The organism is Desulfarculaceae bacterium, assembly GCA_020444545.1.
Lineage (GTDB): Bacteria > Desulfobacterota > Desulfarculia > Desulfarculales > Desulfarculaceae > Desulfoferula.
In genome coordinates this window covers 1-14520 of record JAHLKT010000002.1, presented here as the reverse complement: position 1 = coordinate 14520, position 14520 = coordinate 1, and the positions used below count along the sequence as shown (strand labels likewise).

Below are 14520 nucleotides of genomic sequence, written 5' to 3'. Positions count from 1 at the left end.
TGCCTAGTGTTTGAAGGCCCGTTGTCCGGTGAATACCATGGCCACCGGCGGGTCGGCCTGGTTGCAGGCCTCTATGGACTCCCAGTCGCGCAGGCTGCCGCCGGGATGGGCGATGCAGCTCACCCCCTCGGCCAGGCCCACGTCCACCCCGTCGCGGAAGGGGAAGAAGGCGTCGGAGATCATGATGGAGCCGGGCAGCCCGCCCTTGTCGCGCTGGGTCTCATCGTCAATGGCCTTGATCTTGGCGGCGTCCTCGCGCCCCTCGGCCACGGCCAGGGCCAGCTCGTCGTACTTCAGGCCGTGCTGCAACCAGCAGAGCTTGTTGGCGTACTTGGTGTAGGCCTTTTGCGCCGCAATGCGGGCCACGCCCACCCGGTCCTGCTCGCCGGTGCCGATGCCCACGGTGCAGCCGTCCTTAACGTAGATTACGCTGTTGCTGGTCACCCCCTGCTCCACCGCCCATCCAAAGACCACGTCCTCCAGCTCGGCCGGGGTGGCCTGGCGGATGGGCTCCACCATCTCGCCGTTGTGCTCGCACTGGGCGGGCAGGAGGTCGCCCGGCCCCTTGATGGGGTTGAAGGAGCTGGTCTGCAAGACCATGCCGCCGTCGATGAGGCACTTGATGTCCAGGAAGCGGCGGTCGCGCCATTCGGCCAGCTGGGCGATGCGGGGCATACCCAGGATGCGCAGGTTCTTGGCCTTCTTCAGGATGTCCAAGGCGCCCTCTTCGTAGTCAGGGGCGGCCACCACTTCCAGGTACAGCTCATTGATCATCTCGGCCGTGGTCTTGTCCACCGGCCGGTTCAAGACCGCCGCGCCACCGAAGGCCGCGATGAGGTCGGCCAAAAAGGCCTTCTCATAGGCCTCGGAAATGGTATCAGCCACCGCCGCGCCCGAGGGGTTGTTGTGCTTCATGATGGCGCAGGCCGGCTTGCCGGTCAGGTAGCGCAGTATGTGCAGGGCCCCGTCCACGTCGGTGAGGTTGGTCTTGCCGGGGTGCTTGCCCGCTTGCAGCATCTGGGCCTCGTCGATGGCGCTGACCAGGCCCGAGCCCGCGCCGATCAGCTCCACCTCGCCCACGGAAAGTTGGCCGGACTTCAGCTCGTAGAGCGCGGCCTCCTGGCCCGGGTTCTCCCCGTAACGCAGGCCCTTCTCGATCAGCTCGCCCTTGTCGTCGGCCAGCTTCCAGGCCCGCTTGGCGTAGACCAGCTCGGTGTCGCCCACGGTGAGCTTCACCTCGGGCGGGAAATGATCGGCCATCACCGTGCGGTACTGAGCCTTGATGTCTGCCACTGCCTATCTCCTTCCGGCCCCAAAGACCGGCGCGTGCTGAATAAGTTTATTTCTTGCCCAGGGTCTTGCCCCGCAGGGTGGCCGCTTCCACCGCGTTGTAGAGCGCGGCGCGCACCCCTCCCCGCTCCAGCTCGGCCAGGCCCGCGATGGTGGTGCCGCCGGGGCTGGTCACCATGTCCTTGAGCTCGCCGGGATGCTGGCCGCCTTCGATCAAAAGGCGAGCCGCTCCGGCCACGGTGTGGGCGGCCAGGGCGGTGGCGGTCTGCCGGTCCAGCCCCTGGTTCACCCCCGCGTCGGACAGGGCCTCGATGATCAGAAACACGTAGGCCGGCCCCGAGCCCGACACGGCGGTGACCGCGTCCATGAGCTTTTCGTCCACCACCACCACCGGACCCACCGCGCCGAAGACCTGCTCGGCGGTCTCCAGGTGGGCCTGGTCCAGGCCGGGCCCGCCGCAGATGGCGGTGATGCCCGCGCCGATCAGGGCGGGGGTGTTGGGCATGGCCCGCACCAGGGGCTGATCCGAGGGCAGCGCCTGAGCCACGGTCTCCCGCTTCACCCCGGCGGCCAGGGTGATCACCAGGGTCTCGGACGAAAGGCACCCGGCCGCGTCGGCCGCCGCCGAGGGCACGTCCGCGGGCTTCACCGCCAGGATGAACACCTCCAGCGAGCCCATCTCCGAGATCGAGCCCACCGTGCTCACCCCCAGCTCGGTGCGGAGCTGCTCGGCTCTAGGGGCCAGCTTTTCGGCCACCACTACCTGGCCAGTCTCCACCAGCCCGGCGTTGAGCATGCCCTTCAAGAGGGCGGAGCCCATGTTGCCGCCGCCGGCCAGGCCTATGCGTCCCTTTAGCGCCATGATTTTTTCTCCTCACCGGCGGTCGTCGCCGGGTACGTATCTTACTATAGCCGTTGGCGGCCCCGCGCTCCAGGGGTCAGGCTCCGGGAGGCTCTTCCAGGCAATAGCGCCGCCCTCCCCGCTGGCCGCTGGCCTGGGCCAATCCCGCCGCGGCCAGGGCGGCCAGGATGTTCTTGGCCGTGGAGTCGGAGCAGCCCAGCTCGGAGCGCAAGTCCTGGTTGGCCAGCTCGCGGCCCTGCCAGCGGGCCAACACCCCGGCCAAGGGGGCTTTGCGCGCCTCGGCGATGCCTTCCACATCCGCCAAGGCCTTCAGCCAGCGGGCCTCGTCGCCCTGGCCGCCGCAGAGATGGGGCGGCAGCGAGGCCGAGGTGATCTCCTCGCCCCGGCAGAGCACCACCAGGCGCTGCACCAGGTTGATCAGCTCGCGCACGTTGCCCGGCCAGGCGTAAGCCTTCATGAGTTCCCGGGCCTCGGACGACAGGCTCACCCGCCGCCCGGTCAAAGAGCAGGCCTGGGCTAGAAAATGGTCGATGAGCGGGTCCAGGTCCCCCTGCCGCGCTCGGAGCGGCGGCAGGTCCAGGGGCACCACCTGGATGCGGTAGAGCAAGGCCTGGTTGAACTCGCCGCGCTCAGCCGCCGCGCCCAGGTCGCGGTGGGTGGCCGCCACCAAACGAAAGTCCACGGGCAGCTCGCGACCGCCGCCCACCGGAGTGACCGCCCGGCTCTCCAATACCCGCAGCAGGCGCACCTGCACCTCGGCAGGGGCCTCGCCGATCTCGTCCAAGAACAGGGTGCCCCCGGCCGCCGAGCGCACATAGCCCGGCCGGGCCTCATGCGCTCCGGTGAAGGCCCCCTTCTCGTGGCCGAACAGCTCACTCTCCAGCAAATTGGGCGGAAGGGCCGCGCAGTTCACCACCACCAGGGGACCCTCCCGACGGGGGCTCAGGCGGTGCAGCCGCCGGGCCATCAGCTCCTTGCCCGTGCCGCTCTCCCCGGTTATCAGCACCGGAAAATCGGTCCCGGCCACCAGGGCCAAGTCCTCCAGAACCTTGGCAAAGGCGGGCGAGGAGCCCACCAGAGCCTCGCCGGGCTCCAGGGCGGCCAGGGCCGGGGCGTTCATCCCCTCCCCGGCCAGGGCGGCTAGGCGCTCCAGGTTCATCAGCCCGGGCAATGCCGCTTCCATGCGCGCGGCCACGGCCCGCTCCAGGACAGGGTTGGCCATGAGCCGCTTGTGCACCTCGCGGCGCACCGCGGTCTCGGCCTCGCCCAGGGCCAGGCGCTTGCCCGCCAGGGAGAGCACCAGTTCCACCACCGCCGAGGCCAATTGCCTGAGGGCCTGGCGCTGCTCCGGGGCCAGGCTTTCCATGGGCGGCAGGGGCCGCGCCCGCTGGGCCACCCGGGGGCGGGGCGCCGCGGCCTCCCCGCCCAGAAAGGCTGCCAGGTCCGTGGCGGCGGCCAGGGCTACTCGTTGGACTGGTTGCAAAGGCTCCCCCATCAAGGCAAAGTTGTTATTTAATACCCCAGCTCGGGGCGGCCTGGCAAGCCGGAGCCGCCCTTGCCAGGCTGGGGGCCCGATGCTATAAAATCTTATTCAGGCTGTATAAATCGCCAAAGAGCCCGGAGCGAAACCATGATTAAAACCCGCCTGGCCAAGCTGCGCGCCTTCCTGGCCCAAGAGGGCCTGGACGCCGTGCTCGTCACTTTGCCGGCCAACCGCCGCTATCTCAGCGGGTTTGCCGCCGAAGACGGCCAATGGGGCGAAAGCTCGGGCTCGCTTTTGATCAGCCAGAACGCCGCCCTGCTGCTCACCGACTTCCGCTACGAGCTAACCGCGCGGGCCCAGGCCACCTATTTCGAGACCATAATCTACCAGCAGGGCCTGCCCCTGCTCTTGGGCGCGGTGCTGCCCGAGCTAGGGGTAAAGACCCTGGCCTACGAGTCCGAGGCCATGCTCGACCTTTGGCGGCGGCGCATCGAGACCAAGCTGGACGGGGTGGAGATGGTGCCCACCGAGGGCCTGGTCGCCCAATGGCGGGTGCGCAAAAACTCCGCTGAAATAGAGGCCTTGGCCGCCAGCCTGGCCCTCATGGAAAAGGTGCTGGACGGCGTGTTGGCCACGGACATCGTGGGCAAGCGGGAGCGCGATCTGGCTCTGGCCATCGCCCGCGCGGTGGAGGACGCCGGGGCCCAGGGCGTGGCCTTCCCGCCCACCGTGGCCTCCGGGCCCAACGGGGCCGAGCCCCACGCCGAGAGCGGCGAGCGCATCATAGAGCGCGGCGACCCGGTGGTCTTCGACGTGGGCGCGCGCCTGAACGGCTACTGCTCGGACATCTCGCGCACCGTGGTGGCCGGCGGCCTGGAGGCGGCGGACGAGCGTTTCAAGGAGATCTACGCCATCACCCTGGCGGCCAAGAACCAGGCCACCGCCGAGATCATGCCCGGCTATACCGGCAACGAAGCCGACGAGATCGCCCGCCAGGTCATCGCCGAGGCGGGCTACGGCTCCCGCTTCGGTCATTCCCTGGGCCACGGGGTGGGCCTGGCCACCCACGAGGAGCCCCGGGTGGGCCCCCGGGCCGACGACATCTTGGAAGAAAGCATGGTTTTCACCATCGAGCCGGGCATCTATTTGCCGGGCTACGGCGGGGTGCGCCTGGAGGACATGGTGCTGCTCACCGAGGACGGCTGCCGCCGCCTGGGGAGCCTGGACCGCTATTATGACCTCCAACCCTGATGCTCCGATCCCGGCCCTGCACCAGGCGGTGGACCGCTATCTGGAGCACCTGGCCGCCGAGCGGGGCATGAGCCCCAACACGGTGCAAGCCTATGCCGAGGACCTGCACGACATCACCGGCTATCTTCTGGCGCAGGATCTGAACGCCTGGGACAAGGTGGAGCCCCTGCATCTGGTGGGCTACCTGGCCCAGGCCGCCAAAAAGGGCCTGGCCCCGCGCACCCGGGCCCGGCGGCTCTCGGCCCTGCGCGGGCTGGTGGCTTATCTGCAAAAGCGCCAGGAGCTGGGGGCCGACCCCCTGGCCGGGCTCAGCGGCCCGCGCCTGCCCGGCGGCCTGCCCTACTTCCTCTCGCGCGAGGAAGTGGAGCGCCTCCTGGCCGCGCCCGACCCCAAGACCGACCTGGGGGCGCGCGACCGGGCCATGCTGGAGCTGATGTACGCGGCCGGGCTTCGGGTCAGCGAGGTGCTGGGCATCGGAGTGGGCGACGTGCAGTTTCAGATCGGCTGCCTGTTGGTGCGGGGCAAGGGCGACAAGGAGCGTCTGGTGCCGGTGCACGAGACGGCCCTCAAGGTGCTCACCGAGTATCTGGAGGGAGCGCGCCAGCGCCTGCTCAAGGGCCGGCGGCAAGAGGAGATATTCCTCAACAACCGGGGCGGCCGCTTAAGCCGCATGGGAGTGTGGAAGATCGTCACCAAGTACTACAAGCTGGCGAACGTCACCGGCCCGGTGACCCCCCACACCCTCAGGCATACCTTTGCCACCCATCTGCTGGAGGGCGGGGCCGACCTGCGCTCGGTGCAGCTCATGCTGGGCCACGCGGACATCGGCACCACCCAGGTCTACACCCACGTCACCACCAAGCGGCTGGTCCAGGTGCACCACCGCTTCCACCCGCGAGGCTAGCCCCTAGTGAGCGACACCCAGAAAAAACCGCCCCGCGACCTGGAAGTGATCACCACCCACGTCAATGCGGACTACGACGCCCTGGCCTCCATGCTGGCCGCGGCCAAGCTCTACCCCGAGGCCATGCTGGTCTTCCCCGGGGCCCAGGAGCGCAATCTGCGCAACTTCTTCGTGGAGTCGGTGAGCTTTCTCTACAACTTCGTGAAGATCAAGCAGGTGCCCTTTGAGCGGGTGGGCCGCCTGATCCTGGTGGACAACCGCCAAAAGGACCGCATCGGCGAGCTGGCCCGCCTGGCCGACGAACCCGAGGTGGAGGTGATCGCCTACGACCATCACCCGGACTCGGACAACGACGTTCAGGCCGATTTGCAGATCGTGGAAATGGTGGGGTCCACGGTGACCATCATGACCAAGCTGCTGCGCAAGGAGGGCATCGCCCTCAGCGAGGACGAGGCCACCATTCTGGCCCTGGGCATCTACGAGGACACCGGCTCCTTCCACTTCGTCTCGGCCACCCCGGCCGATTTCGAGGCCGCCGCCTGGCTGGTCAGCCAGGGGGCCATGCTCAACGTGATCTCCGACCTCATCACCCGGGAGCTCAGCGCCGACGAAGTGGGCCTGTTGCACGACCTCATCGAGGCGGCCGAGACGGTGAACGTGGGCGGGATCTCCATCGTGGTCAGCCAGGTGAGCCGCGATACCTACGTGCCCGAGTTCGCGGTGCTGGTGCACAAATTCATGGACATGGAGAACCTGGACGCCCTGTTCGCCCTGGCCCGCATGGAGGGGCGCATCTACCTGGTGGCCCGCTCCCGCCTGCCCGAGGTGGACGCCGGGACCATCGCCTCGGCCATGGGCGGCGGCGGCCACCCCAGCGCGGCCAGCGCCACCCTCAAAGACATGACCCTGGTGGAGGCTGGCGAGCGGCTCAAGAGCCTCTTGCTCAGCTCCATCAACCCCACCATCCTGGCCAAGGACCTGATGACCAGCCCAGTGATCACCGTGCCGCCCGAGACCACCCTCAAGGAGGCGGAGCAGGTGCTCACCCGCTACAACGTCAACGTCATGCCGGTGAGCGGCGGGGGCGAGGTGCGGGGCATCATCACCCGCATGACCGTGGAAAAGGCGGTGTTCCACGGCCTGGGCGATCTCTCGGTGGTGGAGTACATGACCCCGGGCGTGGAGGTGCTCTCGCCCAACGCCACCCTGGTGGAGGTGGAAGAGGCGGTGGTGGAGCGCCGCATGCGCCTGGTGCCGGTGATGGACGGCCCCAAGCTCCTGGGGGTGATCACCCGCACCGACCTGCTTAACACCTTGATCGAAAACCCGCTGATCACCGAGCGCCACGAGGCCCCCCGCCCGGTGCGCAACAAGAACATCAAGAGCCTCATGGGCGAGCGCCTGCCCCGGCGGGTCATGAATATCCTCAAGGAGATGGGCTCGGTGGCCCGGGACCTGGAGTTCAAGACCTATCTGGTGGGCGGCTCGGTGCGCGATCTGTTCCTCCGGCGGGAGAACCTGGACCTGGACATCGTGGTGGAGGGCGACGGCATCGCCTTTGCCCGCCGCTACGGCGAGCTGCACCCCGGGGTCAAGGTGCGCACCCACAAGAAGTTCAACACCGCCAACCTCACCTTCGAGTCCGGCCTGAGCATGGACGTGGCCACCGCCCGCCTGGAGTACTACGACTCCCCGGCCGCCCTGCCGGTGGTGGAGATGTCCAGCCTCAAGCTGGACCTTTACCGCCGTGACTTCACCATCAACACCCTGGCCGTGGTGCTCAACCCCGAGGGCTTCGGCCAGTTGGTGGACTTCTTCGACGGCTTGCGCGATATCAAGGAAAAGGCGGTGCGGGTGCTGCACAACCTTTCCTTTGTGGAAGACCCCACCCGCGTGTTCCGGGCGGTGCGCTTTGAGCAGCGCTTCGGCTTCCGCATCGGCAAGCTCACCGAGGGGCTGATCAAGAACGCCAACAAGATTCAGGCCTTCAAGCGCCTCTCCGGCAGGCGGCTCTTCGGCGAGTTCCGCCAGATGCTGGAGGAAGAGCGGGCCGTGGACTGCCTGCGCCGCCTTCGGGAGCTCAAGCTCCTGTACGTGTTCAACCCCGAGCTGAAGATCTTGCCCAAAGATGAGGAGCTGCTGGAGGACCTGGAAGAGGCCCTGGCCTGGCACCGCCTTTCCTTCCTGGACCAGCCGGTCAGCCAATGGCTGGTATACTACCTGGGCCTGGGCGACTGCCTGGAAGCGGATCAGCGCCAGGCCCTGGGCCGCCGTTTGGGCTTTTCGCCCAAGCAGCGCGAGGAGATGGAGGCCGAGCTGCAACGGGCCCTGCAATCGCTCAACCTGTTGCAGCGCAAGAAACCCTGCGCCTCGGAGATATACTTCCGGCTGCATCCCCTGGCCCCGGAGTATCAGTTGTTCATCATGGCCAAAGCCACCCGCCAGTGGGCCAAGCGGGCGGTGAGCCAATATCTGACCAGCCTGGCCCGGGTGCGGCCCGAGCTGGGCGGCGACGACTTGAAGGCCATGGGCTTCAGGCCCGGCCCCTTGTTCAAGCGCATCTTGGACCGGGTGCAGGCGGCCCGCCTGGACGGCGAAGTGCTCACCAAGGAGCAGGAGGTTCAGTTGGTGCATAGCGAATTTTCTCCGGAGGAGTCGACGGCGTAATGGGTGGCATAACCGATTTCCTCATCAAGGTGGCCGTATTGGCCCCGCCCATCCTCATGGCCCTCACGGTGCACGAGGCCTCCCACGCCCTGGTGGCCTGGCTTCGGGGCGACGGCACCGCCAAGATGCGCGGCCGCCTGAGCCTAAACCCCCTGCGCCATCTGGACCCGGCCGGCACCCTGGTGTTCTTCGTCACCGCCTGGTTCGGGGCGGGCTTCGGCTGGGCCAAGCCGGTGCCCGTGGACGGACGCCGCTTGCGCGATCCCCGCCGCGACATGATCTGGATCTCGGCCGCCGGGCCGGTGAGCAACATCCTGTTCGCCATCGTCATCGCGGTGGTGCTCTACTTCCTGGTTAGCAGCGGGGTCTTCGCGGGCTACGCCACCTGGAAGTGGTTCCTGGCCCAGATGTTCCTCACCGGGGTCACGGTCAACGTGATCCTGGCCTTTTTCAACCTGATCCCCCTGCCGCCCCTGGACGGCTCGGGCATCCTGGCCGGGCTCCTCAGCCCCCGGGCGGCGATGCGCTACCAGGAGCTAAGCCGCTACGGCTTCGTCATCCTGCTGGCCCTGATCTTCTTGCCCCGCTGGTTGCCGGGGATGCCGGACCTCATCAGCATCCTGGTTCTCTATCCGGCCCATTCCGTGCTAAACCTGTTGTTGCCCTACTAAAGAGGTGGGCCGGGCATGGATGTAGCCGTCAAACTAGAAATCTTCGAAGGTCCCCTGGACCTTCTGTTGCACCTCATCCGCAAGAACGAGGTGGACATCTACGACATCCCGGTGGCCCTGATCACCCATCAGTACCTGGAGTACCTGGACCTGATGCGCGATCTGTCCATCGGGGTGGCCGGCGACTTTCTGGTCATGGCCGCCACCCTGCTGCACATCAAGAGCCGGATGCTCCTGCCTTCCTACGACTCCAGCGAGGACGAGCAGGAGGACGACCCCCGCACCGACCTGGTGGAGCGGCTCAAGGAGCACCTGCGCATCAAGGCCGCGGCCGACAAGCTGGAGCAGCGGGTGTGGTTGGACCGCGACGTGTTCGCGCGCGGGGGCGGCCACAAGGAGCTGGAAAAGGCCAAGGCCGACCAGGAGGAGGTCATCGAGGCGGGCGTCTTCGAGCTGATCGAGGCCTTCCGCCAGCTCATGACCCGCCGCCACGAGCAGATGGTGCTGGAGCTGCCCAAGGACCGGGTCTCCCTGGAGGACCGCATCAGTCAGATGCTGGAACTTTTGCGCCGCCGCCAAACCATGACCTTTGAAGAGTTCTTCGAAAAGGCGCGCTCCCGGCCCCAACTGGTGGTCACCTTCCTGGCCCTCCTGGAGCTGACCCGCCTGGGCCTCATCCGGCTCTACCAGGAGCGGATGGCCGCGCCGCCGGGCCAGGAAGCCCAGTGGGGCGTGCTGCGCGTGTATTTCCAAATTTCGGCCGGAGAACGGGAGAGCGAGGCTTGAGCCGGGACACCAAAAGAATCGTGGAGGCGCTGCTGTTCGTCTCGGACAGCCCCCTGAGCCTGGCCCAGATCTGCCAGGTGATGGAGGCCGAGGACCGGGCGGCGGTCAAGGAGGCCCTGGACCAGCTGATCGAGGAGTACCAGCAAATGGAGCGCTCCTTCGAGCTGGTGGCCGTGGCCGGCGGCTTCAGCTTCCGCACCAAGCCCAACCTGGCCTACTGGCTGCGCAAGCTCCGCAAGCAGCAGGTCACCCGCTTGTCCAAGGCCGCCCTGGAGACCCTGGCCATCGTGGCCTACAAGCAGCCGGTCTTGAAGGCCGAGGTGGAGCGCATCCGCGGGGTGGAGGTGGGCGGCATCCTGCGCACCCTCATGGAAAAGGGCCTCATCCGGGTGGCGGGGCGCAAGGACCTGCCCGGCAAGCCTCTGATCTACTCCACCACCCGCCGCTTTTTGGAGGTGTTCGACCTTCAGGACCTGAAGGACCTGCCCACCGTGGAGGAGCTGGAGAACCTGGCCGGCATCGACGGCGACCCCACCGACGACGAAGCCCCGGGCCTGCCCCTGGGCGTGCCCGCCGCTCCCTCCCTGGACGATCTCATCCCCTTGGAGACCCCGCTTAAGCCCCTGAGCGAAGCGGAGCAAAAGGTGCTGGAGGAGGCCGCCGCCGTGGCCCGCCAGCCGGTGCGCAAGCCCCTTTTGGAGCCGCCCCAGCCCGAGGGCGATCAGGCCGCCGCGTCCCCCGAGCTCCAGGAGGCCGCGGCGGAGGAGGCTGCCGCCCCCGAGCCCGAGCCCACCGAGGAAGCAGCCCCGGAGGCCCCCTCCGAGCCCGAACCCGATCCGGATCCGGAGCCCGAACCCGATCCGGAACCCCGTACGGCCTGAGGCCCATGCCCAGCGAACGCCTGCAAAAGATTCTGGCCAAGGCCGGCGTGGCCAGCCGCCGCGCGGCCGAGGAGATCATCGCCGCCGGACGGGTGGCGGTGGACGGCGTGGTGCAAGACCAGCCCGGCGCTTCGGCCGACCCGGCCAGCCAGCGCATCACCCTGGACGGCAAGCCCCTGCCCCCGCCCGAGCACAAGCAATACTGGCTGCTGCACAAGCCCGCCGGGGCGGTGAGCACGGTGGAAGACCCCGAGGGGCGGCCCACTGTGTTGGGCCTGTTGCCCCCGGAGGCCGATGCCCGGCTCTATCCCGTGGGGCGGCTGGACTTCAACTCCGAGGGGCTCATCCTGCTCACCAACGACGGCGAGCTTGCCCAGCGGCTGATGCACCCCCGCCACGAGGTGGAAAAGCGCTACCTGGTCTGGGTGGAAGGCCGCCCGGGCCAACGGGCCCTGGAGGCCCTGCGCACCGGGGTGGAGATCGGCGGACATAAGACCGCGCCCGCCAAGGTGGGCATCAAATCCGCCACCAAGAGCGGCAGCAAGCTGAGCTTCACCCTCATCGAGGGCAAAAAGCGCGAGATCCGGCGCATGTGCGCGGCGGTGGGCCATCCGGTCAAGCGCCTGGTGCGCATGTCCCTGGGGCCCCTGCGCCTGGGCGACCTGCCGGTGGGCGCCTCGCGCCAGCTCAAGGGCGGCGAGTTGGCCGCACTTAAGCGGGCCGCAGGGCTTAAGACCTCTTGCAAAGCACCGGATGATGGTGTAAAAAAGAGCCCTCGGAGCGGCGGAAGCCCCTCTGGGAAAGCACATAAAGGCCGGTAACTCAGCGGGAGAGTGCCATCCTCACACGGTGGAAGTCACGGGTTCAAATCCCGTCCGGCCTACCATTATTAATATTAAGGAGTTAGCTTCTATTTGGGGCTAACTCCTTTCCGTTTTTCGGCGTGAAAATGTAGGCTATCTGTAGGCTATCCGCAGGCTATTTGGTTTCCCCCAAATCATAGCAAGTTGAACACATCATCATCAATCTCGGCCCCAATGAGTTCTAGGCAGCGCTTGGCATGCCGGTAGCCGTCAATCCGACTAACCTTTTTGTTCCGTGACGGTAATCACCCGACAATTTAGGCCTCATACGATACTCCCTGACGGAAGATTGTTATTTTCATGCCCCAAGAGACGCAGCAGGGCTTCAGTTACAGCTAGGCCAAACTCCTGGTCATTGACATGCCAGGGTAAAATCGTCGCCTTTTCCCCGAGGTGGGATTGCACCGCCTCGATGAACGTCGTCATATTACCCGGATCGTGAAAGGGGCCCTTTTCGGCGCCAAAGGCGGAGAGCCCCTTGGCCGGGATCATGACCTCCACCGGACCAGAAGCTCCGGCCCGCAGGTCGCCCAAAACAGCGGCCATTTTTACCAGCTCCTCTGTCTGACTATTGACCACGGTTATGGCCGCGTTGTGCGCGTGATACTGGCGCCCCGGAAAGCGCCGCTCGGCATGATGCATGGGGCCGGTTACCAGAAAATCGATGTTGCCCGGGATCAGAACGGTGGGCAGGCCCCGGGACAGGCCCACCTTGGCCCGTTCCGGCCCGGCGTCATAATCGCCGCCAAATGCATGGTCGGCCAGTTCGTGAAGCGATAGATCCACCACTGCGTCGACCTGGCCGCTGGCAATGAACTCGTCCATGGCTTGGCCACCTGAGCCAACGGTGTGGAAGATCACCACCTCGAAGCCGGCCTGCTCCAGACGCGCCCGGACCAGTTGGGCGCAGGCCTCGGTGGTGCCCAGGGTGGACAGGGCCACCAAGGGGCGGACCGGGGCGGTCTCTTGGGGCCCGGCCCGCAGCATGCCGGCCATGGCCAGGGCCGCGTTGCGCAGCACCATACGGGTGATGCGGTTGAGGCCCGCCAGGTCGCAGACCGCGTGGTGCATCATGATGTCCTTGGTGCCCACAAAGGCCCGGGTGTCCCGCGAGGCCATGGTGGAGATCATCACCTTGGGTGCGCCCAGAGGCAAAACGCGCATCACTGCCGTGCCCAAAGTGGTGCCCATGGACCCTCCCAGGGCCAGTACCCCGGCGATTTCGCCGCTTTCATAGGCCTGCTTGGCCAGGGTGGTAGCCCCCGCGATCATGAAGTCCAGGGCCTTCCCCTCGTGCCCCACCTTCTGCACCTGCTCCAAGGTGGTCCCGGCGGCGGAGGCCACCTGCTCCCGGCTTATGTCCACGGGAACCGGGCTTTGGCCCCGTATGCCCGCGTCCATGACTCGCACCGCCGCACCGGCCCCGCACAGGCAGTCGCGCACAAAAATGGCCTCGTTGCCTTTGGTGTCCATGGTGGCCAACAAAAGAACCCGCGGATCGTCCCCCATAACCATCTCCCCTACCCCCCCTCCAGGCTGCCAGCCCGCATGATCCCAATCACCCTGGCGCCTTTTTATAAAGGCCCCATGAATACAGGTTCGCCGCTCATTGCCGCCCAATCCTCAGAAAATATGCGGGCTAGGGCTCGGATTCCGGAGCTTGGCAGGCCGTGCCGGCCTCGCGCCACAGGGCCCAATGGCTTTCTGGAGGAGCGTGCAAATAATCGCGCATGGGCTGGCATTTGACGCGGAATATATGAAAAAACGGACCGGGCAGGTTGAGGGGGCATAGCGTTTCAAAGTTGGCCATGCCCTTGGCTACGATCAGATCGGCCCGGGCCACCAGCTCCTTGAACTCCTGGGAGGCCAGGTTCCATTCCACCCCGGCGCCATCGACTCCGGTGTCGGCCAGATGGGGGAACATCGGCATGAGACCGGAGGCTCGCAAGTCAAGCCGGGTGAGATCATTGAGGGCCGGGCCTCCCTTGACCACCAGGACCACCCGTTCAAAATGGCGGGCCAGGTGCTGGTACAGCGGCAGGTCGAAGAATATCTCGCCCGAGTTGTCGGTGAGGTAAAGGGCCGTCCCGCGCTTTTGGGCCAAGAACTGATCTAAACGGGGGATGTCGTTGCGATGCAACTCCACCCCAGCGGCGAGGTTGCGCTCCACCTCGGCCATGGCCTCGTGCGGCGGCTTGAAAAAGTCCAGGCTGTTGCCCAGGGCGGCCAGTTTGACCAGGGACTCCAGGTCGGCGCCTATCAGCTTCCGCGCCCGGGCGGCGACCTGCTTGCCGGTGGCCTGCTCCTTGGCCTTGAAGTCCTGGTAGGGGTCCTGGACTCCGGTCTCTTGCCGAATGGCGCGCAGGATGCGGTTGGCCACCTCGGGCGAGGACAGGCGCGGGCCTTCGCTTTGCCCCAGTGCCGCCCTTGCCGCCGTTTGAGCCCGGCGGCGCAGTTCAGGGTCGTCTCCGGCAGCCAGCTCCGCCGCGGTATTGGTCAGCTCTTCCAGACACAGGCGGCACGTGGGAAATGGCTTAAGAAATTGCCCCCGCTCAAAAGGCGACTGAGTCATGCCCTCCCTATCAATTCACCCTGATTATCTTCACCCTCTTGCCCAGCCACTCCACGGGCAGGTATACCCGTCCGCTCTTGCCGCTGGCCGCCACCTGCTTCTCCACGATCTCCTCGCCGTAGAGCTCGAAGCGCACCGGCCGTACCCGGGGTTTCTCGGCTCCCCGGCGGCAGGTCGGTTTGGCGGCCCGCTCCATGACTCCCCCCTACTTCCCCAGACCTTTACGTTTCAGGGACATGAGCACTCGCTCCGGGGTGATGGGCAGCTCGTCGATGGTGACCCCGGTGGCG

The 14520-nt window shown here is 66.7% G+C and carries 13 protein-coding genes and 1 tRNA gene; 8 read left to right on the top strand and 6 right to left on the bottom strand.

Features of this window, described 5'->3' with window-relative positions; all coding sequences use genetic code 11:
- Positions 1 to 3: 3 nt before the first annotated feature.
- From KQH53_04600 to KQH53_04590, 3 genes are all read right to left on the bottom strand, one after another.
- Positions 4 to 1293 carry an IMP cyclohydrolase gene (locus KQH53_04600; GenBank protein ID MCB2225937.1) on the bottom strand — a complete coding sequence of 430 codons (1290 nt, stop codon included), beginning with the start codon at positions 1291 to 1293 and terminating at the stop codon, positions 4 to 6.
- A 46-nt stretch (positions 1294 to 1339) separates the two neighbouring features.
- Entirely contained in the window at positions 1340 to 2152 is an 813-nt protein-coding gene (gene proC, locus KQH53_04595) for a pyrroline-5-carboxylate reductase (protein ID MCB2225936.1), read from the bottom strand.
- A gap of 76 nt (positions 2153 to 2228) precedes the next feature.
- A complete protein-coding gene (locus KQH53_04590; GenBank protein ID MCB2225935.1) occupies positions 2229 to 3635 on the bottom strand; it encodes a sigma-54 dependent transcriptional regulator in 1407 nt (468 codons plus the stop codon).
- A 147-nt stretch (positions 3636 to 3782) separates the two neighbouring features.
- Between KQH53_04590 and KQH53_04585 the strand changes: the two genes are divergently transcribed.
- The 8 genes from KQH53_04585 (at position 3783) to KQH53_04550 (ending at position 11681) form a co-directional block, all read left to right on the top strand.
- On the top strand, positions 3783 to 4886 hold the full coding sequence (locus KQH53_04585; protein ID MCB2225934.1) for an aminopeptidase P family protein: 1104 nt from the start codon (positions 3783 to 3785) through the stop codon (positions 4884 to 4886).
- On the top strand, positions 4870 to 5790 hold the full coding sequence (gene xerD / locus KQH53_04580) for a site-specific tyrosine recombinase XerD (protein ID MCB2225933.1): 921 nt from the start codon (positions 4870 to 4872) through the stop codon (positions 5788 to 5790). The genes KQH53_04585 and xerD overlap by 17 nt, the downstream gene beginning before the upstream one ends.
- 90 nt (positions 5791 to 5880) lie before the next feature.
- Entirely contained in the window at positions 5881 to 8457 is a 2577-nt protein-coding gene (locus tag KQH53_04575) for a CBS domain-containing protein (GenBank protein ID MCB2225932.1), read from the top strand.
- Entirely contained in the window at positions 8457 to 9128 is a 672-nt protein-coding gene (locus KQH53_04570) for a site-2 protease family protein (GenBank protein ID MCB2225931.1), read from the top strand. Before KQH53_04575 ends, KQH53_04570 begins: the two co-directional genes overlap by 1 nt.
- Before the next feature lie 15 nt (positions 9129 to 9143).
- Positions 9144 to 9914 carry a segregation/condensation protein A gene (locus tag KQH53_04565; protein MCB2225930.1) on the top strand — a complete coding sequence of 257 codons (771 nt, stop codon included), beginning with the start codon at positions 9144 to 9146 and terminating at the stop codon, positions 9912 to 9914.
- Complete coding sequence (gene scpB / locus KQH53_04560) at positions 9911 to 10795, top strand: SMC-Scp complex subunit ScpB (protein MCB2225929.1); 885 nt, start codon at positions 9911 to 9913, stop codon at positions 10793 to 10795. Before KQH53_04565 ends, scpB begins: the two co-directional genes overlap by 4 nt.
- Positions 10796 to 10800: 5 nt before the next feature.
- A complete protein-coding gene (locus tag KQH53_04555; protein MCB2225928.1) occupies positions 10801 to 11616 on the top strand; it encodes an rRNA pseudouridine synthase in 816 nt (271 codons plus the stop codon).
- Positions 11607 to 11681, top strand: a tRNA-Val gene (locus KQH53_04550). Before KQH53_04555 ends, KQH53_04550 begins: the two co-directional genes overlap by 10 nt.
- A gap of 241 nt (positions 11682 to 11922) precedes the next feature.
- Here KQH53_04550 and KQH53_04545 read toward each other — a convergent pair.
- The 3 genes from KQH53_04545 to KQH53_04535 form a co-directional block, all read right to left on the bottom strand.
- Positions 11923 to 13167 (bottom strand): Tm-1-like ATP-binding domain-containing protein, encoded by a 1245-nt coding sequence (locus KQH53_04545; protein ID MCB2225927.1) that lies wholly within the window; start codon positions 13165 to 13167, stop codon positions 11923 to 11925.
- Positions 13168 to 13297: 130 nt separating this feature from the next.
- On the bottom strand, positions 13298 to 14230 hold the full coding sequence (locus KQH53_04540; GenBank protein ID MCB2225926.1) for a DUF89 family protein: 933 nt from the start codon (positions 14228 to 14230) through the stop codon (positions 13298 to 13300).
- A 10-nt stretch (positions 14231 to 14240) separates the two neighbouring features.
- Positions 14241 to 14426: a DUF2080 family transposase-associated protein gene (locus KQH53_04535; protein ID MCB2225925.1), complete on the bottom strand. Its 186-nt coding sequence runs from the start codon at positions 14424 to 14426 to the stop codon at positions 14241 to 14243.
- Between the last annotated feature and the right edge of the window lie 94 nt (positions 14427 to 14520).

What these genes read in the sequence shown, in the direction of transcription:
- proC (MCB2225936.1), bottom strand. Translation starts at nt 2,152, where the DNA reads ATGGCGCTAAAGGGACGCATAGGCCTGGCCGGCGGCGGCAACATGGGC.
- KQH53_04585 (MCB2225934.1), top strand. Translation starts at nt 3,783, where the DNA reads ATGATTAAAACCCGCCTGGCCAAGCTGCGCGCCTTCCTGGCCCAAGAG.
- xerD (MCB2225933.1), top strand. Translation starts at nt 4,870, where the DNA reads ATGACCTCCAACCCTGATGCTCCGATCCCGGCCCTGCACCAGGCGGTG.
- KQH53_04575 (MCB2225932.1), top strand. Translation starts at nt 5,881, where the DNA reads ATGCTGGCCGCGGCCAAGCTCTACCCCGAGGCCATGCTGGTCTTCCCC.
- KQH53_04570 (MCB2225931.1), top strand. Translation starts at nt 8,457, where the DNA reads ATGGGTGGCATAACCGATTTCCTCATCAAGGTGGCCGTATTGGCCCCG.
- KQH53_04565 (MCB2225930.1), top strand. Translation starts at nt 9,144, where the DNA reads ATGGATGTAGCCGTCAAACTAGAAATCTTCGAAGGTCCCCTGGACCTT.
- KQH53_04555 (MCB2225928.1), top strand. Translation starts at nt 10,801, where the DNA reads ATGCCCAGCGAACGCCTGCAAAAGATTCTGGCCAAGGCCGGCGTGGCC.
- KQH53_04545 (MCB2225927.1), bottom strand. Translation starts at nt 13,167, where the DNA reads ATGGGGGACGATCCGCGGGTTCTTTTGTTGGCCACCATGGACACCAAA.
- KQH53_04540 (MCB2225926.1), bottom strand. Translation starts at nt 14,230, where the DNA reads ATGACTCAGTCGCCTTTTGAGCGGGGGCAATTTCTTAAGCCATTTCCC.
- KQH53_04535 (MCB2225925.1), bottom strand. Translation starts at nt 14,426, where the DNA reads ATGGAGCGGGCCGCCAAACCGACCTGCCGCCGGGGAGCCGAGAAACCC.